Origin of the sequence: Ralstonia flatus (assembly GCF_958439105.1) — a bacterium.
Lineage (GTDB): Bacteria > Pseudomonadota > Gammaproteobacteria > Burkholderiales > Burkholderiaceae > Ralstonia > Ralstonia flatus.
The window spans coordinates 374,714-393,891 of sequence record NZ_CAUDLI010000005.1 but is presented as its reverse complement, the minus strand read 5'-3'; the positions used below and the strand labels follow the sequence as shown (position 1 = coordinate 393,891).

At 65.8% G+C, this 19,178-nt stretch carries 18 protein-coding genes; 7 read left to right on the top strand and 11 right to left on the bottom strand.

Annotated elements, in window-relative coordinates:
- The first annotated feature begins 126 nt into the window (after window positions 1-126).
- From ku to mobB, 4 genes are all read left to right on the top strand, one after another.
- Window positions 127-1,041 carry a non-homologous end joining protein Ku gene (gene ku, locus R2676_RS14660; protein ID WP_206272697.1) on the top strand — a complete coding sequence of 305 codons (915 nt, stop codon included), beginning with the start codon at window positions 127-129 and terminating at the stop codon, window positions 1,039-1,041.
- An 18-nt stretch (window positions 1,042-1,059) separates the two neighbouring features.
- The gene (gene ligD / locus R2676_RS14655) at window positions 1,060-3,663 is read left to right on the top strand and encodes a DNA ligase D (protein WP_206272705.1); all 2,604 of its coding nucleotides are present in this window, start codon (window positions 1,060-1,062) and stop codon (window positions 3,661-3,663) included.
- Window positions 3,664-3,803: 140 nt separating this feature from the next.
- Entirely contained in the window at window positions 3,804-5,342 is a 1,539-nt protein-coding gene (dacB, locus tag R2676_RS14650; protein WP_316857232.1) for a D-alanyl-D-alanine carboxypeptidase/D-alanyl-D-alanine endopeptidase, read from the top strand.
- Window positions 5,339-5,866: a molybdopterin-guanine dinucleotide biosynthesis protein B gene (gene mobB / locus R2676_RS14645; protein WP_206272724.1), complete on the top strand. Its 528-nt coding sequence runs from the start codon at window positions 5,339-5,341 to the stop codon at window positions 5,864-5,866. The genes dacB and mobB overlap by 4 nt, the downstream gene beginning before the upstream one ends.
- A gap of 179 nt (window positions 5,867-6,045) precedes the next feature.
- On the opposite strand, the gene R2676_RS14640 is transcribed toward mobB, so the two are convergent.
- The 11 genes from R2676_RS14640 to R2676_RS14590 all read right to left on the bottom strand — a co-directional run bounded on the left by R2676_RS14640 (window position 6,046) and on the right by R2676_RS14590 (window position 17,099).
- A complete protein-coding gene (locus R2676_RS14640; protein ID WP_206272726.1) occupies window positions 6,046-7,092 on the bottom strand; it encodes an SGNH/GDSL hydrolase family protein in 1,047 nt (348 codons plus the stop codon).
- A gap of 162 nt (window positions 7,093-7,254) precedes the next feature.
- A complete protein-coding gene (locus R2676_RS14635) occupies window positions 7,255-8,259 on the bottom strand; it encodes an L-threonylcarbamoyladenylate synthase (RefSeq protein ID WP_206272728.1) in 1,005 nt (334 codons plus the stop codon).
- A gap of 14 nt (window positions 8,260-8,273) precedes the next feature.
- The gene (locus R2676_RS14630; protein WP_206272730.1) at window positions 8,274-9,509 is read right to left on the bottom strand and encodes a 5-(carboxyamino)imidazole ribonucleotide synthase; all 1,236 of its coding nucleotides are present in this window, start codon (window positions 9,507-9,509) and stop codon (window positions 8,274-8,276) included.
- 19 nt (window positions 9,510-9,528) lie between these two features.
- Window positions 9,529-10,038: a 5-(carboxyamino)imidazole ribonucleotide mutase gene (gene purE / locus R2676_RS14625; protein WP_012761264.1), complete on the bottom strand. Its 510-nt coding sequence runs from the start codon at window positions 10,036-10,038 to the stop codon at window positions 9,529-9,531.
- A gap of 15 nt (window positions 10,039-10,053) precedes the next feature.
- Window positions 10,054-10,989 (bottom strand): phosphoribosylaminoimidazolesuccinocarboxamide synthase, encoded by a 936-nt coding sequence (locus tag R2676_RS14620; protein WP_206272732.1) that lies wholly within the window; start codon window positions 10,987-10,989, stop codon window positions 10,054-10,056.
- Between the two features lie 125 nt (window positions 10,990-11,114).
- On the bottom strand, window positions 11,115-12,179 hold the full coding sequence (fba, locus tag R2676_RS14615; RefSeq protein ID WP_027678119.1) for a class II fructose-bisphosphate aldolase: 1,065 nt from the start codon (window positions 12,177-12,179) through the stop codon (window positions 11,115-11,117).
- 87 nt (window positions 12,180-12,266) lie between these two features.
- Window positions 12,267-13,706 carry a pyruvate kinase gene (gene pyk / locus R2676_RS14610; RefSeq protein ID WP_027678120.1) on the bottom strand — a complete coding sequence of 480 codons (1,440 nt, stop codon included), beginning with the start codon at window positions 13,704-13,706 and terminating at the stop codon, window positions 12,267-12,269.
- A gap of 48 nt (window positions 13,707-13,754) precedes the next feature.
- Window positions 13,755-14,966, bottom strand: coding sequence for a phosphoglycerate kinase (locus R2676_RS14605; RefSeq protein ID WP_027678121.1), 1,212 nt, complete (start codon window positions 14,964-14,966; stop codon window positions 13,755-13,757).
- 119 nt (window positions 14,967-15,085) lie between these two features.
- The gene (gene rarD, locus R2676_RS14600; RefSeq protein ID WP_206272734.1) at window positions 15,086-15,982 is read right to left on the bottom strand and encodes an EamA family transporter RarD; all 897 of its coding nucleotides are present in this window, start codon (window positions 15,980-15,982) and stop codon (window positions 15,086-15,088) included.
- Between the two features lie 2 nt (window positions 15,983-15,984).
- Window positions 15,985-16,308, bottom strand: a complete 324-nt coding sequence (locus R2676_RS14595) for an AzlD domain-containing protein (RefSeq protein ID WP_024976546.1) — start codon at window positions 16,306-16,308, stop codon at window positions 15,985-15,987.
- Window positions 16,305-17,099: an AzlC family ABC transporter permease gene (locus tag R2676_RS14590; protein ID WP_206272736.1), complete on the bottom strand. Its 795-nt coding sequence runs from the start codon at window positions 17,097-17,099 to the stop codon at window positions 16,305-16,307. The genes R2676_RS14595 and R2676_RS14590 overlap by 4 nt, the downstream gene beginning before the upstream one ends.
- A 327-nt stretch (window positions 17,100-17,426) precedes the next feature.
- On the opposite strand from R2676_RS14590, the gene R2676_RS14585 reads away from it, so the two are divergent.
- From R2676_RS14585 to R2676_RS14575, 3 genes are read left to right on the top strand one after another with little or no spacing between them, the layout of a single operon-like run.
- Entirely contained in the window at window positions 17,427-17,624 is a 198-nt protein-coding gene (locus R2676_RS14585; RefSeq protein ID WP_206272738.1) for a zinc-finger domain-containing protein, read from the top strand.
- 49 nt (window positions 17,625-17,673) lie between these two features.
- Complete coding sequence (gene waaF / locus R2676_RS14580) at window positions 17,674-18,699, top strand: lipopolysaccharide heptosyltransferase II (RefSeq protein ID WP_027678124.1); 1,026 nt, start codon at window positions 17,674-17,676, stop codon at window positions 18,697-18,699.
- Between the two features lie 25 nt (window positions 18,700-18,724).
- Window positions 18,725-19,165 (top strand): YybH family protein, encoded by a 441-nt coding sequence (locus R2676_RS14575; RefSeq protein ID WP_009239042.1) that lies wholly within the window; start codon window positions 18,725-18,727, stop codon window positions 19,163-19,165.
- Window positions 19,166-19,178: the final 13 nt, after the last annotated feature.

The following is a 19,178-nucleotide window of genomic DNA, read 5'->3' as shown; positions in this document are numbered from 1 at the left end:
AACGGGTCACGCCGCAAAGGCCTCATGCTACCGCGCTCTGCTGATGAACGTATGACGCCGCCCCGCGCCACGCAGGTATGCGGCTTGCGTCACCACGCTCGAATCCACCGCATCGGGAGACCTGCCATGCCCCGCGTGATCTGGAAGGGCGCCGTGAGCTTCGGCCTCGTCCATATTCCCGTTGCGCTGTATCCGGCCACCCGCAGCGACGACCTCGACTTCGACTGGCTCGACCGTCGCACCATGGACCGCGTCGGCTACAAGCGCATCAACAAGACCACCGGCAAAGAAGTGCCGCGCGAGCAGATCGTGCGCGGCTATGCCTACGAGAAAGACCGCTACGTGATCCTCACCGACGAGGACATTCGCGCCGCCAACCCGGTCTCGACGCAAACCGTCGATTTGCTGACCTTCGTGGATGCAGCGGAGATCCCGTTCCTCTATCTCGATACGCCGTACTTTCTTGCGCCCGACCGGCGCGGCGAAAAGGTCTACGCGCTGCTGCGCGAGGCGCTGACACGGTCGCAAAAGATCGGTGTCGCCAACGTCGTGCTGCACACCAAGCAGCATCTGGCTGCGCTGATCCCGATGGGGCCGGTGCTCGTGCTGCATACGCTGCGCTGGTCCAACGAAGTGCGCGACTGGTCCGAACTCGACTTGCCGGAAGAAGGGGCCAAGGCGGCCAAGCTCACGGCCAAGGAAATCGACATGGCCGAAAAGCTGATCGACGACATGAGCGGCAAGTGGGACCCTGCCGAGTATCACGACACCTTCCGCGACGACATTCTCACGCTGGTCGATCGCAAGGTGCGCGAAGGCCGCACGGAGTCCGTCGAGCCGATGGAAGCCGAAACCGCCGCACCGCGCTCCGGCAACGTGATCGACCTGACCGACCTGCTGCGCCAGAGCCTTGCCAAGCGCGGCAAGGGTAAAGCTGCGTCAAACGACGAAGCGGAAGACGAACCCGCCCCGCGCAAGCGGGCACCGCGCAAGACGGCCGCCAAGACGGCGCGCAAGACCGCCACACGCAAGCGCGCATAACACGACGGAGCCGACGCCATGCCACGCCATCTCGCCGACTACCGCCGCAAGCGCGATTTCACGCAGACCCAGGAACCGGCCGGCGCGCGGCGCAAAGCCGACGAGCAGCGTGAAAACGGCGCCCTGCACTTCGTGATCCAGAAGCACGACGCCACGCGGCTGCATTACGACTTCCGGCTCGAACTCGACGGTACGCTCAAGAGCTGGGCTGTCCCCAAAGGCCCGAGCCTGGACCCCGCCGACAAGCGCCTCGCCGTGCATGTTGAAGACCACCCGCTCGACTACGCCGATTTCGAAGGCCACATCCCCGAAGGCCAATACGGCGGTGGCGATGTGATCGTGTGGGACCGCGGCACGTGGCATCCGCATGGCGATCCGCGCAAGGCGTACCGAGACGGCAAGCTCAAATTCGACCTCGACGGCGAAAAACTGCACGGCGCGTGGGCGCTGGTGCGCACGCACTTGCATGGCACCGGCAGGCATCCGAAAGAACAGTGGCTGCTGATCAAGGAGCGCGACGATCAAGTCCGGCCATCCAGCGACTACGACGTGACGCAGGCACTGCCCGCGAGCGTGATCACCGGAGAGAACGTCGGCGCGAAACCCAAGGCCAAAGGAAAAGCCAAGGCCGACGATGGCAAGACGGAGGGCTCCGAACCGGCGCAAGTCCAACCGCCCGCCGGCGCCGTGCCCGCCACGTTGCCCAGGACGCTGGAACCCCAACTCGCCACGCTCGTCGATGGGCCGCCCACGCAGGGCGAATGGGACTACGAAGTGAAGTTCGACGGCTACCGCATCCTCGCGCGCATCGACGGCAACACCATGCGCCTGTTCAGCCGCAACGGCCGCGACTGGACAGCGAAGCTGCCGCGTCAGGCGCGCACGCTGCAGGCGCTGGGCCTGCGCGAGGCGTGGCTCGACGGCGAAGTCGTGGTGATGGGCGAGCGCGGCGTGCCCGACTTCCAGGCGCTGCAGAACGCCTTCGAAACCGCGCATGCCGAACACATTGCCTATTACCTGTTCGACATCCCGTTCTGCAACGGCATGGACTTGCGCGGTGTGCCGTTGCGCGAGCGGCGGGCGCTGCTGCAACGCATTCTCGAGGCGGCCCCCGGCGATCTCGACCGCGATGCGGTGCTGTTCTCAGGCACGTTCAACGCGGCGCCCGAAGACCTGCTGTCTTCCGCGTGCAGCATGTCGCTCGAAGGCGTGATCGGCAAGCGCGCCGATGCGCCGTACCGCGCCGGCCGCAGCCCCGCGTGGATCAAGCTCAAATGCGGGCAGCGGCAGGAGTTCGTCATCGGCGGCTACAGCGCACCCAAGGGCAGCCGCAGCGGCTTCGGCGCGTTGCTGCTCGGCGTTTATGACGACGCGGGCAAGCTGCGCTATGCGGGGCGCGTCGGCAGCGGCTTCAACGAGACGAGCCTGCACGCTTTGCATCACGAATTGACAGGGCTGACCGTCGACACGCCGCCCTTTGCGAACCCGCCCACCGGCAGCGATGCGCGCGACGTGCAATGGGTCAAGCCGGAGCGCGTGGCTGAAATCGCGTTTGCCGAATGGACGCGCGAAGGCATCGTGCGGCAAGCCGTCTTCCAAGGTTTGCGCGACGACAAACCTGCGCGCAACATCGTCCGTGAACAAGCCAAGCCGCCCAGCGCTGCCGCTCGCAAGGAGACCCGCGCCGTGAATGCTGCCGAACGCAAGGTGCGCCCCGGTGCCGAACGCATCGCCGATGTGGACGTCACGCATCCGGATCGCGTGATCGAGAAAGCGAGCGGCACCACCAAGGCGGATCTGGCGCGGTATTACGCGAGCGTGGCCGAGTGGATGCTGCCGCATCTGCGCAACCGGCCGACGTCGCTGGTGCGCGCGCCCGATGGCATCGACGGCGAGCGCTTCTTTCAAAAGCATTCCGCGGCGCTCAAGCTGCAGGGCATCACGCAGCTGGACCCATCGCTTGATCCGGGGCATCCGTCGCTGCTGGCGATCAACTCGGCCGAAGCGCTGGTCGGCGCAGTGCAGATGGGCACGGTGGAGTTCCACACGTGGAATGCGCTGGCCGACCGCATCGAACAGCCCGACCGCATCGTCTTCGATATCGACCCAGACCCGGCGCTGCCTTTCGCACGCGTGATCGAGGCCACCCAACTCATGCTGGCGATGCTCGATGAACTTGGCCTGAAGGCCTTCCTGAAGACCAGCGGCGGCCACGGCATGCACGTGGTGGTGCCGCTCACGCGCCGCGAGGCCTCGGGCTGGGACACGCTCAAAGCATTCGCGCAGGCCGTGGTGCAGCACATGGCCGCGACCTTCCCCGACCGCTTTGTCGCCAAGATGGGCCCGCAGAACCGCGTGGGCAAAATCTTCATCGACTACCTGCGCAATAACCGCGGCGCGAGCACGGTGGCCGCCTATTCAGTGCGCACTCGGACGGGCCTTCCGGTGTCGGTGCCGATCCGCCATGACGAACTCGAAGGGCTGCAGTCGTCTGCCCAGTGGACGCTGCGCACGCTGCCGGATCGGCTCGCCAAGCTCAAGCGCGACCCATGGGCCGACTATGCCGGCACGCGCCAATCGGTGACGGCCGACATGCGCAAGCGCGTCGGCGCCAAGGACTGAGCCGTCACACCTGCGGAATTCCCAGAGAATTGGGCGGTGAACGCCCCACTGCTTGTCGGCCGAAGTGTGGGGTCGCTGCGTTAACATGCCTGCGTCTGCACTTGGCGCACGCGTGTGCGCCCCACTCTGCCCCCCCGCCGATGGCCCGAACTCGTCCGACCCGTTTGTTGAACCTGTCGCGCGGCGCGCTTGCCTGCGCGGTGCTTCTCGCCATTGCGGCCTCGCCGCTGGCGCATGCCAAGAAGGCCAAGGCCAACGCGACCCCGCGCGCGAGTGCCGCCCAGGCACGCCAGGCGGCGCACAACCCTGCCGGGTTGCCTGCCAACGTGGCGCTGGCCTTTGCGCGCGCGCATATCCCGCTGGATGCAGTGAGCGTGTTCGTGATCCGCACCGGCACCGCCACGCCCATCCTGCAATGGAATGCCGACGCCGGAATGAACCCCGCGTCGACCATGAAACTGCTGACGACCTTCGCGGGGCTGGACCTGCTCGGCCCGGATTTTCGCTGGAAGACCACCGCCTATGCCGACAGCGCTCCCGTCAACGGCACGCTCAACGGCAACCTGTACCTGCGTGGCCAGGGCGATCCGAAGCTGATTCCTGAAGAACTCGTCAAGCTGGTGACCGACGTGCGCCGCGCCGGCGTGGATGAACTGGCCGGCAATATCGTGCTGGATCGCACCTACTTCGAGGGTGGTCTGTCTGAAGCGCCGCCGCTGGACGGCGACAGCGCGCGTGCCTACAACGTTGCGCCCGACGCGCTGCTGTATTCGTTCAAGACGCTGACGTTCACGCTGTCGCCGGATGCGGGCAATGGCGCGGTCAACATCGATGTCTCTCCGCCACTGGCGCAATTGCAGATCGACAACCAGCTGCGCACCACGCGCGGCGGCTGCGGCGACTGGAAGACCGCCGCCGGCGCCAACATCTCCACGCAGACCGACGGCCGCGTGCTCGCCAGCTTCGATGGCCGCTATGCCGCCGCGTGCGGCGAACGCGTTTTCAATATCGCCGCGCTCACGCATGCCGACTTCATCTGGGGCGGCTTCCTCGCGCTGTGGCAGCAGGCCGGTGGCACGACGCGGTTCACGCCAGGCCTGCGCGAAGGCAAGGTGCCGCGTCAGGCCGTTCTGCTGGCCACGCACTACGGCCCGCCGCTGTCGGAAGTCGTGCACGACATCGACAAGTATTCGAACAACGTGATGGCGCGGCAGCTCTTCCTGACCATCGGCGCGGAAATCGGCCGCAAGCCGGCATCGGTACGGCAGTCGACCGAGGTCATCAACCGCTGGCTCGCCAAACAGAACCTGACGATGCCGGAGCTGGTGCTGGAAAACGGCTCGGGCCTGTCGCGTGTGGAGCGCATCAGCGCACGCAACATGGGGCGCCTGCTGCAGCAGGCTGACGCCAACCCGAACGGCGGCGTGCTGCGCGATGCGCTGCCCGTCGTCGGCGTGGACGGCACCATGCGCAACCGCCTCACGCGTGCGGGCGTTGCCGGCAATGCCGAGATCAAGACCGGCACGCTCAACGACGTGCGCGCCATCGCCGGGTATGTCGAAGGCGAAGGCGGCCAGCGCTTCGTGGTGGTCAGCATGATCAACCATCCGAACGCCAGCGGCGGCCAGGCCGCACACGATGCACTGCTGCAATGGATTTACCAGGGCGCACAGCGATGATTTCACGCAAGGCATTGCTTGGCATCACCGGCACGTCGGGCAGCGGCAAGACCACGCTCGTCGAGCAGCTCATCTCGCGCTTCGTGCGCGACGGGCGCCGCGTGGCCGCCATCAAGCACACGCATCACGGCTTCGATCTCGATTCGCCCGGCAAGGATTCGCACCGCATGCGAGAAGCCGGCAGCGCCGAAGTCGTGCTCGTGGGCGGTGAACGGCTGGTGCTGATGCGCGAATACGCCAACGCGCTGGAGCCTGAACTCGACGACGTGCTGGCGCTGCTGTCACCGGGCACCGACCTCGTCCTCGTTGAAGGCTACAAGCGCAGTACCTTTCCGAAAATCGAAGTCTTCCGTCCTTCGCTTGGCCGCCCGCCGCTGTGGCCGGAAATTGGCGGCGTCGTCGCTGTCGCAACCGATGGCCCCGATGCCGTACATCCCCCGGAAGGCGTGGCCGTACTGGATTTGAACGACATCGATGCGGTCTATAAATTTGCCGTACAGCAACTCGCCAGCGCAGCCATATGAAGCGCTCTTAACCTCCGGGCGAGGCAGCTTGGCTATGATGGGGCGACCCAGTTTTCGCCAGCCCCCTCCCAAGAATATGTAGTCCCGTCGATCGGCCGCGCTGCTTGGCGCGGCTTTTTTTCGCCTCGCCATAACAAAAACGCCCGCTTCGCGCGGGCGTTTTGCTCGGTGGTGCACGATCAGTGCGTGACGCCGTCGGCCAGCAGGCGTTGCAGCACGTTGCTGGAGATCAGGCGATGGCCGCCGGTGGTGGGGTGCACGCCGTCGGCAAACAGGTAAGATGTGTCTGCACCTGCAGTCACCAGCGTGTTGGCGGAGCAGAACAGCGAGCTGCCGCCAGCGCCCGGGACCAGCGTGTTGATCTTGGTCGCATTGCAAGCCGGCACGCTGGTATTGCTGAAACCGAACGTCGCACCGTTCTGAATCACTGCCGTCAATTGCGAATTGAAATCGATCACGCGGGCACCGGTACCGGCAAGCCCAGCCTGCAGCGTGGTGTTGAACGCGCCCACCAGCGCATGCAGCAACGCCTGGCCTGCCGCACCGCCCGCCACGCCTTGCGGCGTCAGGCTGCTGTCGGGCAGGTTGAACACGTAGAGCTGCGTCGCGTTCTTGCTGATCATGTCCTTTACGTAACCGACCAGCTCAGTCGCGGCCTGCTGCACCTGTGCGGTGGCGATGGCGGGCGTCACACCCGAATTGGGTGTCGCCACGGCGGCAGCCCAGTAGAAGATGTCGTTGTTGCCGCCAAAGACGAACACCACGTCGTTGTTGCCGTTGAACGTGTTGTTGCTGGCCGCGTAGAAGTTGGCGAGCTGTTGCTTGACCGGATACGTGAGCGCCCCGGCGCCACCGTTGTGACCGATACCGTTCGGATCGGTCACGCGCGAACCGCCTTGCGCGTAGTCGAAGCAACCGGGTTTCGGGCAGCTCTGCACCGAGTTGGCATAACCCATCACGGCCGGTGTGAGCGCCACACCGAGTTGCGCCGCCACCGTTTCCGCCCAGACCGGGCCGGGGTTGGTGGTGAACTTGCCGCCGCCCACGGCAGCCGCCGCCGGCGTGTAGGTCCCGGCGTCGCTCAGGCTGTCGCCGAACACCACCATGCGCTGCACTTTGGCGACGTTGGGGTTGCCGCTCTGATCGCTTTCACCGCCGCCACATGCGGCGAGGCTCAAGGCCAGGGTCGCCGATGCGACGACGCCCATCCATTGACGCAACTTCATGATGTCTGTCTCCGTGTGGAATTTTTATGGTTTGTGGTGCCGCGGTGCGTAACCTCGCCGTGCGCGTTTGAAGCACGCGGAACGACACAACGCCCAAGTGTAGCGAGGTTGCCGGGCGCACGGCGAACGCGCGGCCCGTAAGAATTAGAGGTCCGACTCGAACTACGCGGTGAACGCGGCGGCCGCGCGACGCAGGCGATCGTTGACCGCAGCCCAGGCGGGCGTGTCGGCTAGGGTTTCCACCCAGATGGCGTCGTAACCGCCGCGATCGAGTTCGCGCAACAGCGCGTAGAGCGCATTGGCATAGGCGGCGGGGGTGGCGGGGGCGACGCGCTGGTCGCAGCCGTCACGCAGTGCCACGGGGGCACCGAGCCACACGATGCGCTTGTCCGCGGGCAGTGCGGCCAAGCGCGCAGGCACATCGGCGGACGACAGCAGATACAACGGCGTGCGCGGCGCGTAATGCGCCTTCAATGTGCCAGAAGCACGCGGTGCAGCGGCATCAGGAAGCGCCGGCAATTCGCCGGTCACACGCTCGATGTCTTCAGGCGTGATGGCGCCCGGGCGCAGCAGCACGGGGCCAATACCCTGATCCAGCCGCGACAGATCGATGATGGTCGATTCGATGCCCACGTCCACGCCGTCCCCTTCGAGCACGAAGACGGCATCGCCGAATTCGTCCCGCACATGCTGCGCGGTGGTTGGGCTGACCTGGCCGAACTTGTTGGCCGACGGCGCCGCAATGCCGCCGCGCCCACGCTTGAAGCGCGACAGCAACGCCTGCGCCACCGGGTGCGAGGGGCAACGCAGCCCGATGCTGTCCTGTCCGCCTGCCACGGCGGCCGGGATGTGCGGCGCACGCTTCAGGATCAGCGTCAGCGGCCCTGGCCAGAACGCTTCGATGAGCTGCAACGCGATGCCGGGCACCTCGTCGGTCCAATACGAAATATCGGCGCCATCCACCACGTGCACGATCACGGGGTGATTGGACGGCCGGCCCTTGGCCGCATAGATCTTGGCGATGGCCTGTGGGCTTTCGGCATCGGCGCCGAGTCCGTACACGGTCTCGGTCGGGAAGGCGACCAGCTCGCCCGCCTCCAGCCTGCGCGCGGCCTCTTCGAGGCGTTCGCGCGATGGCATGACGTAGGGGTTGGTCGAGTTGTGCATGATGAAGCCCGCAATCAGTCCGGCTGCAAACCGAGCACGTGCGCGGCGTGGCGGAACGCTTCGTCCACCACTTCCGGCGAGGTGCCGACGCAGTTCACGTGGCCCATCTTGCGGCCCGGGCGCGCATCGGCCTTGCCATACAGGTGGACCTTCGCGCCGCTGTGGCCCATCACCTCGTGCCACGCGGGCGTACGTTCCAGGCCGTATTCGAACCACACATCGCCCAGCACATTCAGCATGCGCCCCGGTGAATGCTGCCGCGTGCTGCCCAGCGGCAGGCGGGCCATGGCGCGCACCTGCTGCTCGAACTGGCTCGTCTCGCACACATCCATGGTGATGTGGCCGGAGTTGTGCGGACGCGGCGCCATTTCGTTGGCGACCAGCGACCCGTCCTGCAGCACAAAGAACTCGATGCACAGCACGCCGACGTAGCCCATTTCTTCGGCAATCATCGCGGCGGCGGCGCGGGTGCGCGTGGCAATGTCGTCCGACACGCTGCGCGACGGCATGATCGTCGAAAACAGGATGCCGTCACGGTGCGCGTTCTCTGCCAGCGGCCACGTGGCCGTGCTGCCATCGGCGCCGCGGGCGGCCAATACAGACACTTCGTAGGCCAGCGGCAGCATCTTTTCCAGCACGCACGGCACGTGCTGCATGGCGGCCCAGGCTGCGCGCAGCTCTTCCACCGTCGAGACGCGCGCCTGGCCCTTGCCGTCGTAGCCCATGCGCGCAATCTTCAGAATGCCGGGCAACAGGTCGGCGGGCAGTTGTTCGATGTCGGCTTCGTGCTCGATCACCCAGCTCGGTGCGGGGTGGATGCCGGTGCGTGCGGCGCACAGCGCGAAGAATTTTTTCTCGGCGATGCGGTTCTGCGCGATCGAGACGCAGTTGGCACGCGGCGCAACGAACGCGCCGAGCTGCTCCAGGCGGTCGAGCGCCATGGCCGGCACGTTCTCGAATTCGGTCGTGACGGCCGGACAGAGCGCAGCCATCTCGGCCAATGCGGCTTCGTCGGTATAGCCGGCGCACAGGTGGCGCTCGGCGATGGTGCCGGCCGGGCTGTTCGGGTCCGGATCGAGCACGCAGACCTTATAGCCCATGGCCTGCGCGGCGTGCGTGAACATGCGGCCGAGCTGGCCACCGCCGAGCATGCCAAGCCAGGCATCGGGCAGGATCGCGTTGGGAACGTTCAGCGCGCGGGATTCCGCGGTGTGGGCTTGCGCCAGGCGCGGGTTCAGGTCGTCGGCCATGAATCGGGTCGTAGGTTACTTAGGCGCCGTGCACAGGGAGCGTCATGCCGCGTGCAACTTCGGTCTGCTGCGCGCGGAAGGCTTCGAGCTTGTCGGCCAGGGCCGAGTCGGTGGTGGCGATGGTGGCGATGGCGGCCAGCGCTGCGTTGGCCGCACCGGCTTCGCCAATCGCGAATGTCGACACCGGAATGCCCTTGGGCATCTGCACGATGGAGAGCAGCGAGTCTTCGCCGCGCAGGTACTTGGACGGCACCGGCACGCCGAACACCGGCACGATCGTCTTCGCGGCGATCATGCCCGGCAGGTGCGCTGCCCCGCCAGCACCGGCAATGATGGCGCGCAGACCGCGGCCGCGTGCGGCTTCGGCGTAACGGAACATGTCGTCCGGCATGCGGTGCGCCGAGACGACCTGCGCCTCGAACGGAATGCCGAACTGCGTGAGCATGTCGACAGCGTGGCGCATCACTTCCCAGTCGGAGCTGGAGCCCATCACCACGCCAACGAGCGGAGCGGATTGCTGTGCGGTCATTGTCATCGCTCCGGTTTAACGCAGGGATTCACCGGTCAGGCAGGTCAGCGCTTCGCGGTATTTGTCAGCGGTTTTTTCGATCACGTCGGCAGGCAGCTGCGGCGCCGGCGCAGTCTTCGGCCAGGGCTTGCCGTCAATGCGCACGGCTTCGAGCCAGTCGCGCACGAACTGCTTGTCGAACGACGGCGGGTTTGTGCCGACCTGGTACGAATCGGCCGGCCAGAAGCGCGACGAGTCTGCGGTCAGCGCCTCGTCCATCAGCGTGAGCGTGCCGTTTTCGTCCAGGCCGAACTCGAACTTGGTGTCGGCGATGATGATGCCGCGCGTGGCGGCAAAGTCGGAGGCTTCCTTGTACAGGCGGATGCTCACATCGCGGATCTGCGCGGCGAGGTCCGGGCCGATGCGGCGTTCGACTTCGTCGAAGGAGATGTTCTCGTCGTGCTCGCCCATCTCCGCCTTGGCGGCGGGGGTGAAGATCGGCTCGGGCAGCTTCTGCGCGTTCTGCAGGCCAGGGGCCAGATGCACGCCGCAGACGGCGCCGGTCGCTTGGTAATCCTTCCAGCCGCTGCCGGCCAGGTAGCCGCGCACCACGGCTTCCACCAGGATCGGCTTCAGGCGCTTGACCACAATCGCGCGGCCGCGCACCTGGTCGACTTCATTCGGGGCCACCACGGTTTCCGGGGCGATGCCGGTCTCGTGCGTTGGCACGATGTGGCGCAGCTTGTTGAACCAGAAATCCGACATCTGCGCGAGCACACGGCCCTTATCCGGAATCGGCTGGCCGAGAATCACGTCAAACGCCGAGAGGCGGTCGGTGGTGACCATCAGCAGCTTGTCGTCGCCGACAGCGTAGTTCTCGCGCACCTTGCCGCGGCCGAGCAACGGCAGGCTGGTGATCGACGATTCGTAAAGGGCGGAGGATGCAGCGGGGTTGTTAGATGCGGCGGACACGGCGGAACCCGGGAGGAGATAAGAAAACGTGGAAGGCCAGCATTATACGTGGCCCATGCGGTGACCCATGCAATGCAAAACGGCTGGCGCAGTGCCAGCCGTTTGCTAAATGTGACGCGAAATGCTTATTGCACCACTTGCGCCAGATCGCCGCTTTGGTACTTCTGCGCCATCACCGACAGGCCGATCGGCTTGATCTTGCCGGCCTGACCTTCGCAGCCGAACTGGATATACCGCGCCTTGCAGATTTGCTTGGCGGCTTCGCGCGCCGGCTTGAGCCATTCGCGGGCGTCGAACTTGTCCGGGTTTTCGGCCAGGAACTTGCGCACCGCGCCCGTCATTGCCAGGCGGATGTCGGTGTCGATGTTGATCTTGCGCACGCCGTACTTGATGGCTTCCTGGATTTCCTCGACGGGCACGCCGTAGGTTTCCTTCATCTTGCCACCGTACTGGTTGATGATGGCCAGCAGCTCTTGCGGCACGCTCGACGAGCCGTGCATCACCAGGTGGGTGTTCGGGATGCGCGCGTGGATTTCCTTCACACGGCTGATCGCCAGGATGTCGCCGGTGGGCTTGCGCGAGAACTTGTAGGCGCCGTGGCTGGTGCCGATGGCGATGGCCAGCGCGTCGAGCTGCGTCGCCTTGACGAACTGCGCCGCTTCTTCCGGATCGGTCAGCAGGGCCGAGTGGTCGAGCTTGCCCTCGGCGCCGATGCCATCTTCCTCGCCAGCCATGCCGGTTTCCAGAGAGCCCAGGCAGCCGAGTTCGCCTTCAACAGTCACGCCGACCTTGTGGGCCATCTCGACCACGCGGCGCGTCACGTCGACGTTGTAGTCGAAATCGGCGGGCGTCTTGCCGTCTTCGCGCAGCGAGCCGTCCATCATGACCGAGCCGAAGCCCAGGTCGATGGCGCCCTGGCAGATGGCCGGGCTTTGGCCGTGATCCTGGTGCATGACCAGCGGGATCTCCGGATAAGCCTCGACAGCGGCCTGGATCAGGTGCTTGATGAACGATTCGCCGGCGTATTTGCGGGCGCCTGCGCTGGCTTGCAGGATGACGGGTGCGCCGGCTTCCTTGGCAGCTTCCATCACGGCCTGGACTTGCTCCAGGTTGTTCACGTTGAATGCCGGCAGGCCGTAGCCGTTTTCAGCGGCGTGGTCCAGCAGTTGGCGCATCGAGACGAGTGGCATGGTTTTCTCCTATGGATCGATCTGTATTCGGTCTCTGGAACGCGTGGGCATCTGAAAGACGTAGCAAACGGCGTTCCGTCGTGGGCGTCAGTGCATGCCGACGCGAACAATCTTGAGCGTGTTGGTGCCGCCAGCCTGGCCCATCGGCTCGCCGACGGTCAGGACGATGAAGTCGCCGCGCTGCACGACGCCGCGCGCGACCAGCAGTTCTTCGGCCTGGTGCAGCGCTTCGTCGCGATCGGTGCTGTTCGCCAGCGGGAGCGACTGCACGTTGCGGTACAGGGCCATCTTGCGCTGCGATGCCACGTTGGGCGTCATCGCATAAATGGGAATGTTGATGCCGTGGCGGCTCATCCAGAGCGCCGTGGCGCCCGAATCGGTGAGCGCGGCAATCGCCTTGACTTGCAGGTGGTGCGCCGTGAACAGCGCGCCCATGGCGATCGACTGGTCGATGCGGCTGAACGTCTGGTCGAGGAAGTCCGCATCCAGATGCACGGTTTGCGACTTCTCGGCTTCCACGCAGATGGCCGCCATGGCTTCGATGGTCTCGACCGGGTAGCGGCCGGCCGCCGTTTCCGCCGACAGCATCACGGCGTCGGTGCCGTCGAGCACGGCGTTGGCGACGTCCGACACCTCGGCGCGCGTCGGCACCGGGTTGACGATCATCGATTCCATCATCTGCGTGGCGGTAATGGCCAGCTTGTTGGTTTCACGGGCCAGCTTGATCATGCGCTTCTGCAGCGCCGGCACGGCCGCGTTGCCGACTTCCACGGCCAGGTCGCCACGCGCGACCATGATGCCGTCGGAGGCGGCCAGGATCTCTTCGAGCACGCCGGGGCGAATGGCCTCGGCACGCTCGATCTTGGCGATCATGCGGGTCTTGTGGTTATGCGGCGCGCCGGCCACAGCGGCCAGTTGGCGCGCCATTTCCATGTCGGTCGCGTTCTTGGGGAAGCTGACCGCGACGTAATCGGCGCCCAGCGCCATCGCGGTCTTGATGTCTTCCATGTCCTTGGCGGTCAGCGCCGGTGCCGACAGCCCGCCGCCCTGGCGGTTGATGCCCTTGTTGTTGGACAGATCGCCGCCGATCTTGACGATGGTCTCGATCTCTTCGCCCACCACGCGCTCGACTTGCAGAACGATCAGGCCGTCGTTGAGCAGCAGCAGATCGCCGGGGCCCACGTCGCGCGGCAGTTCCTTGTAGTCGAGGCCGACGCGCTCCTGGTTGCCCAGCTCGCAGCGGGCGTCGAGCGTGAAGCGATCGCCCGGTTCGAGCGTGATCTTGCCGTTCTCGAACTTGCCGACACGGATCTTCGGGCCCTGCAGGTCGGCCATGATGGCCACCTCGCGGCCCACCGAGCGCGCGACTTCGCGCACCAGCTGCGCGCGATCGATGTGGTCTTGCGCCGCGCCGTGCGAGAAGTTCAGCCGCACCACGTCGACCCCCGCAGCGATCATGCGGGTCAGGACTTCCTGCGTGCTGGACGCGGGGCCGAGCGTTGCGACGATCTTGGTAGCGCGGGTCATGGGCGGCAGTGTCTCGTTGTTGTGGTGGGGATGTTGGCGGCGTTTGCGTCAGGCCACAGCGGCCTGGTTCTGCGCGCGTTGCTCCAGGATTTCGACGGCCGGCAGCGTCTTGCCTTCCAGGAACTCGAGGAACGCACCGCCGCCGGTGGAGATATAGCCCACCTTGTCGGCAATGTTGTACTTGGCGATGGCCGCCAGCGTGTCGCCGCCGCCGGCAATCGAGAAACCCGACGAGGCAGCAATCGCCTCGGCCAGCACCTTGGTGCCATTGCCGAACTGGTCGAACTCGAACACGCCGACCGGGCCGTTCCAGACGATGGTGCCGGCGCTCTTCAGTTGTTCGGCCAGTTGCGCAGCCGTCTTCGGGCCGATGTCGAGGATCATGTCGTCGTCGGCCACATCGGCCACGTCCTTGACGGTAGCGGCCGCGGTGGCGCTGAATTCCTTGGCGCACACCACGTCAACGGGAATGGGTACCGACGCGCCGCGCGCCGCCAGCATCTCGATGATGGCCTTGGCATCGCCCACAAGGTCGGCTTCCGCCAGCGATTTGCCGATCTTCAGGCCGGCGGCCAGCATGAACGTGTTGGCAATGCCGCCGCCCACGATCAGGTTGTCGACCTTGTCGGCCAGCGATTTCAGGATGGTCAGCTTGGTCGACACCTTCGAGCCGGCCACGATGGCCACCAGAGGACGGGCCGGCTGGCCCAGCGCCTTGCCCAGCGCGTCCAGTTCGGCAGCCAGCAGCGGGCCTGCGCACGCGACGGGAGCGAACTTGGCGATGCCGTGGGTGGTGGCTTCCGCGCGGTGCGCGGTGCCGAAGGCGTCGTTGACGTACACGTCGCACAGCTTGGCCATCTTCTGGGCCAGTTCGTCGCTGTTCTTCTTCTCGCCCTTGTTCACGCGGCAGTTTTCCAGCAGCACGACCTGGCCGGGCGCGACCTCCACGCCATCCACCCAGTTCTGGACGAGCTTCACGTCACGGCCGAGTAGTTCGGACAGGCGCTTGGCAACCGGTGCGAGCGAATCTTCCGGCTTGAATTCGCCCTCGGTCGGGCGGCCCAGGTGCGAGGTCACCATGACGGCGGCGCCGGCGTCCAGCGCGGCTTTGACGGCCGGCACGGAAGCGCGGATGCGCGTGTCTTCGGTGATGTTGCCGGCATCGTCTTGCGGCACGTTGAGGTCGGCGCGGATGAACACGCGCTTACCGGCAAGCTTTCCTTCGGAGATGAGATCGGACAGACGCAGGACGTGAGGCATGGCAGCTTCGGAAGAAATCGCGGAAAACAACGATTTTACCCGATGCGCCTGGTCAAAACGTGCGTTTCTCGGCGGAGTCCTCCGGGCTCGGCCGTCTTGCCGAGGCCGATTGGCGGGGTCTACGCCGGCAGCGGCGTGCGGCGGCGCAGTTGCATCCAGCTTTCGGCCGAATACACGGCCAGACCTGCCCAGATCAGCACATAGCCGGCCACCTTGGGGCCCGCAAACGGCTCGTTATAGAGCCAGACGCCGAGCAGCAGCTGCAGCGTCGGGCTCACGTACTGCAGCAAACCCAGCAGCGACAGCGGGATACGCCGCGCGCCGGCACCAAACAGCAGCAGCGGCAGCGCCGTCAGCGGGCCGGCCAGCGCCAGGAGCAGCTGCGTGCCCGGCGATGCGGCCAGGAAGGCGTTCTGATGCTGCGAAGCCAGCCAGCCGAGGTAGGCCAGCGCCAGCGGAAACAGCAGCAGCGTTTCCAGCGTCAGCCCTTCCAGCGCACCCAGCGGCGAAGTCTTGCGCAGCAAACCGTAGAACCCAAACGAAAACGCCAGCGCCAGGGCGATCCACGGCAGCGTGCCAGCCTGCCACGTCAGCCATGCCACGCCCGCGGCGGCCAGCGCCACCGAGACCCACTGCACCGGCCGCAGCCGCTCGCCCAGCACCAGCGCGGCCAGCATCACCACCACGAGCGGGTTGATGAAATATCCGAGGCTGGCTTCCAGCACATGGTCGTGATTGACCGCCCAGATGTAGGTCAGCCAGTTGGCGGCCAACAGGCTGGTGCTGGCGGCGTAGCGCCCCACCACCCGCGGTTGCTTGCGCAACGCCCACAACCAAGCGCCGTGCCGCTTCACGAGCAGGATCACCACCATCACCGCCAATGACCAGATCACCCGGTGCGAAAGAATCTCGACCGGCGACACCGCCTTGAGCAGCTTGAAGTACAGCGGAAACAGGCCCCACATCGTGTAGGCCAGAAACGCGAAGATCACGCCGTTGCGATTGGAAGCCGACATGTTCATCCCCAGAGACGCAGCACGGTAAAAACGCCCATGCCGACGAAGATCATGCCGAGCATGCGCCGCGTCGCAACGTAGAACGCGGTGGCGGCAACGCCAGCCATCAGGCGCGGGTTGGTCCAGCTCGCGTCGAAGTGCCCCTGATTCCAGAGGAGGTCGGGCAGCACGATGGCGACGAGCGCGGCAGCCGGCGCAAAGCGCAGCGCGTGCTGCACGCGGGTAGGCAGGGTCATGCGGTTGCCCACGATCAGGAACAAGGAACGCGTGACGATGGTCACCACGGTCATGCCGGCAATGACCAGCCAGATTTCCAGCGCGCTCATGCGTCGTCCTCGTCAGCTGTCGCCTGCGCGGCCCGTCGGCGCTGCCATTGCAGGCGCGCGGCCGCTTCGTCTGCCGCCAGGCCGGCGGCCATCGCGCCGGTGACGGCAATCACGAGGCTCAATCGATACGGCAGCTTGAAGGCAACCAGCGCCAGCACCGCCGCCACAGCCACCGCCATGAGCGTGGCACGGCTACGAATGGTCGACACCATGACAGGAATGAGCGCAAGCGTCCCGGCCAGCGCCAGGCCCCACGCATCAGGAAACAGGCTCGCCGCGACGATGCCCAGGATGGACGACACCTGCCAGCCCACGAAGCTCAGCAGGACCATGCCCCAGTAATAGCCCTCCTTGCCCGCCTGAGGCGCGGCCGAGGGGTACTGCTGAGTGAACAGCACGAACGGCAGATCGCCGTTGAACACACCCAGAACCACGCGCCGCATGAACGGCAGATGCCCGAAATGCTGCATCAGCCCGGCGCTGAAGATGATGAAGCGCACGTTCACAATGAACGCCGTCAGCAGCACCGTCCAGATCGGCAATCCCGCTGCCAACAGCGGCAGCACCGCCAGCTGCGACGACCCGGCATACACGAAGATCGTCATGCCGATGGCCTGCGGGATGGTGAGCACCGACTTGCTCATCGCCACGCCAGTCACCAGCCCCCAGGTGAGCACCGGCGGCATCGACGGCATATAGGCGCGCACGCCGGCAAAGAAGCCCGCGCGTTCTGCTGGATCAATGGCCTCCCAGCGGCGCTGCAATGCCGCCGCCCAGCGGACTAGCGCCATGGCGCCCCCAAAAGTGGCGAATCAGACTCTTTTTGAGGCGCCGGGCAGGGGCAGCCGGCAGCGCGGGCGCGCAGGAACGTCGGGGGCGACATGGGTGGCTCGTAGGAAACACACGATTATACTTTTGATGTTAAGCATCCGCTTAACGACAAAGCGCGCGCGTCGGACCAATGGAACGATTCATGCCGGGCGCCACGCACTGCAACAATCGGCGTTGGCGCGCCTGCGCCCACCCCTTACAATTTCGCCTTTGTCGGTTCTTGAACCTGCGGCCCATATCACGGCGTGGCTGACCTGCTCAGACCGCGCCGGCATTCCTCACTCACCATGACCACGCAAACCGCACCCACGATCGAAATCGGCGCAGACGACCTGCCGCTGCACTGCCCGACCGCCAAAACGCCGGCCTGGAACTATCACCCGCGCGTGTTCCTCGACATCGCCGACACTGGCGAAGCCAAGTGCCCGTACTGCGGCACTGTCTACAAGCTCGCTGCCGGCGTTGAACTGAAGGGCCACCATTGAGCCCGATTCACCTGCAGTACACCGGTCGCCGCACTCGCCTGGCGATTCGATGATGCGCAAGATTCTCGTCGTCGCCCCCAACTGGATCGGTGATGCGCTGATGGCGCAGCCGCTGTTCGCGCAACTCAAGGCGCGGCACCCGCGCGCGCAGATCCACGCGATCGCCCCGAAATGGGTGGCGCCCGTGCTCGCGCGCATGCCGGAAATCGCCCGCGTGCTGCCGACCGAACTCGCCCACGGCAAGCTGCAGCTCGGCAGCCGCACGATGTTCGCCCAGCAGCTCAAGGGCGAAACGTTCGATGCAGCGTACGTCCTGCCGAATTCGTTCAAGAGCGCGCTGATCCCGTGGCTGGCCGGCATTCCGCTGCGCATCGGCTACAAAGGCGAGTCGCGCCTGGGCGTGCTGAACGTGCGCTACCCGAATCCGCCCAAGAACGCGCGTCCGCCGATGGTGCAGCACTACGCGGCGCTGGCTTTCAAGCCGCACGCCAAGCTGCCCGACACGCTGCCCGATCCGAAGCTGGACGTCGATGTGCAGCGCGTGGCCGCCACGTCCGCCAAGTTCGGCATTCCGGGCAACGCGCGGCTGATTGCCTTCTGCCCCGGCGCGGAATACGGCCCGGCCAAGCGCTGGCCGGCCGAGCATTTCGCAGAGCTGGCGCAGATGCTGCGCCGCTCGTTCCCGTACGCGCAGATCGTTGCGCTCGGTTCAGGCAAGGACCGCGACATGGCCAACGCCATCGTCGAGCGCGCGCCGTTCGTGCGCAACCTGTGCGGCGAAACCTCGCTCGACGAGGCGATCGAACTGCTTGCCCGCGCCGAAGCCGCCATCTGCAACGACTCCGGCCTGATGCACGTAACGGCTGCCCTGGGACGCCCGCAGGTGGCCGTATTCGGCTCCAGCGACCCCCGCCACACGCCGCCGCTGTCGCCCGCTGCGAGTATCATGTGGCTCCATCTGGAGTGCAGCCCGTGCTTTGCACGCGAATGCCCGCTGGGCCACTTGCGCTGCCTGCGCGACATCGGCCCCGAGATGGTGTTTCATGAATTGCGCCGGCTGCTGCAGCCGCAGTAACACGCTCTCCTCAACTTTCATCGCCATGCCACGATTTGCCCGCCTGTTCGAAGCCGCCGAGGACATCCTCGAAGCCTATCGCGATGCGCTTAAGCGCCGCGATGCCGATGGCGCGCTCAAGCTGTGGCTCGACGAGGATTCGGTGAGCTTCATCCTGCCGGACGGCCAGCGCCTGCACGGCCACGAGCAGCTGCGCGGCTGCCTCGATGCGCTGGTCGAGAAGAACCCGGTCTGGATCGAATGCCTTTCGCAACAGGTGCATTCGTCCCTGGGCGTGTCGATCTTCGAAGCCACGGAAGCGCTGCGCTTCTCGGCCACCGCCACCGAGGCTGATCTTTACGTGCACACGACCTACGTCCTGATGCAGAACCACGAAGGCTGGCGTATCGCCCATGTGCATTCCAGCCAGGCCGCCGAAGAACGCGTGGCTGCGTCCATCGCAAGCGTCACGCACTCTCTGCACTAAGCTGCCGCGCTCG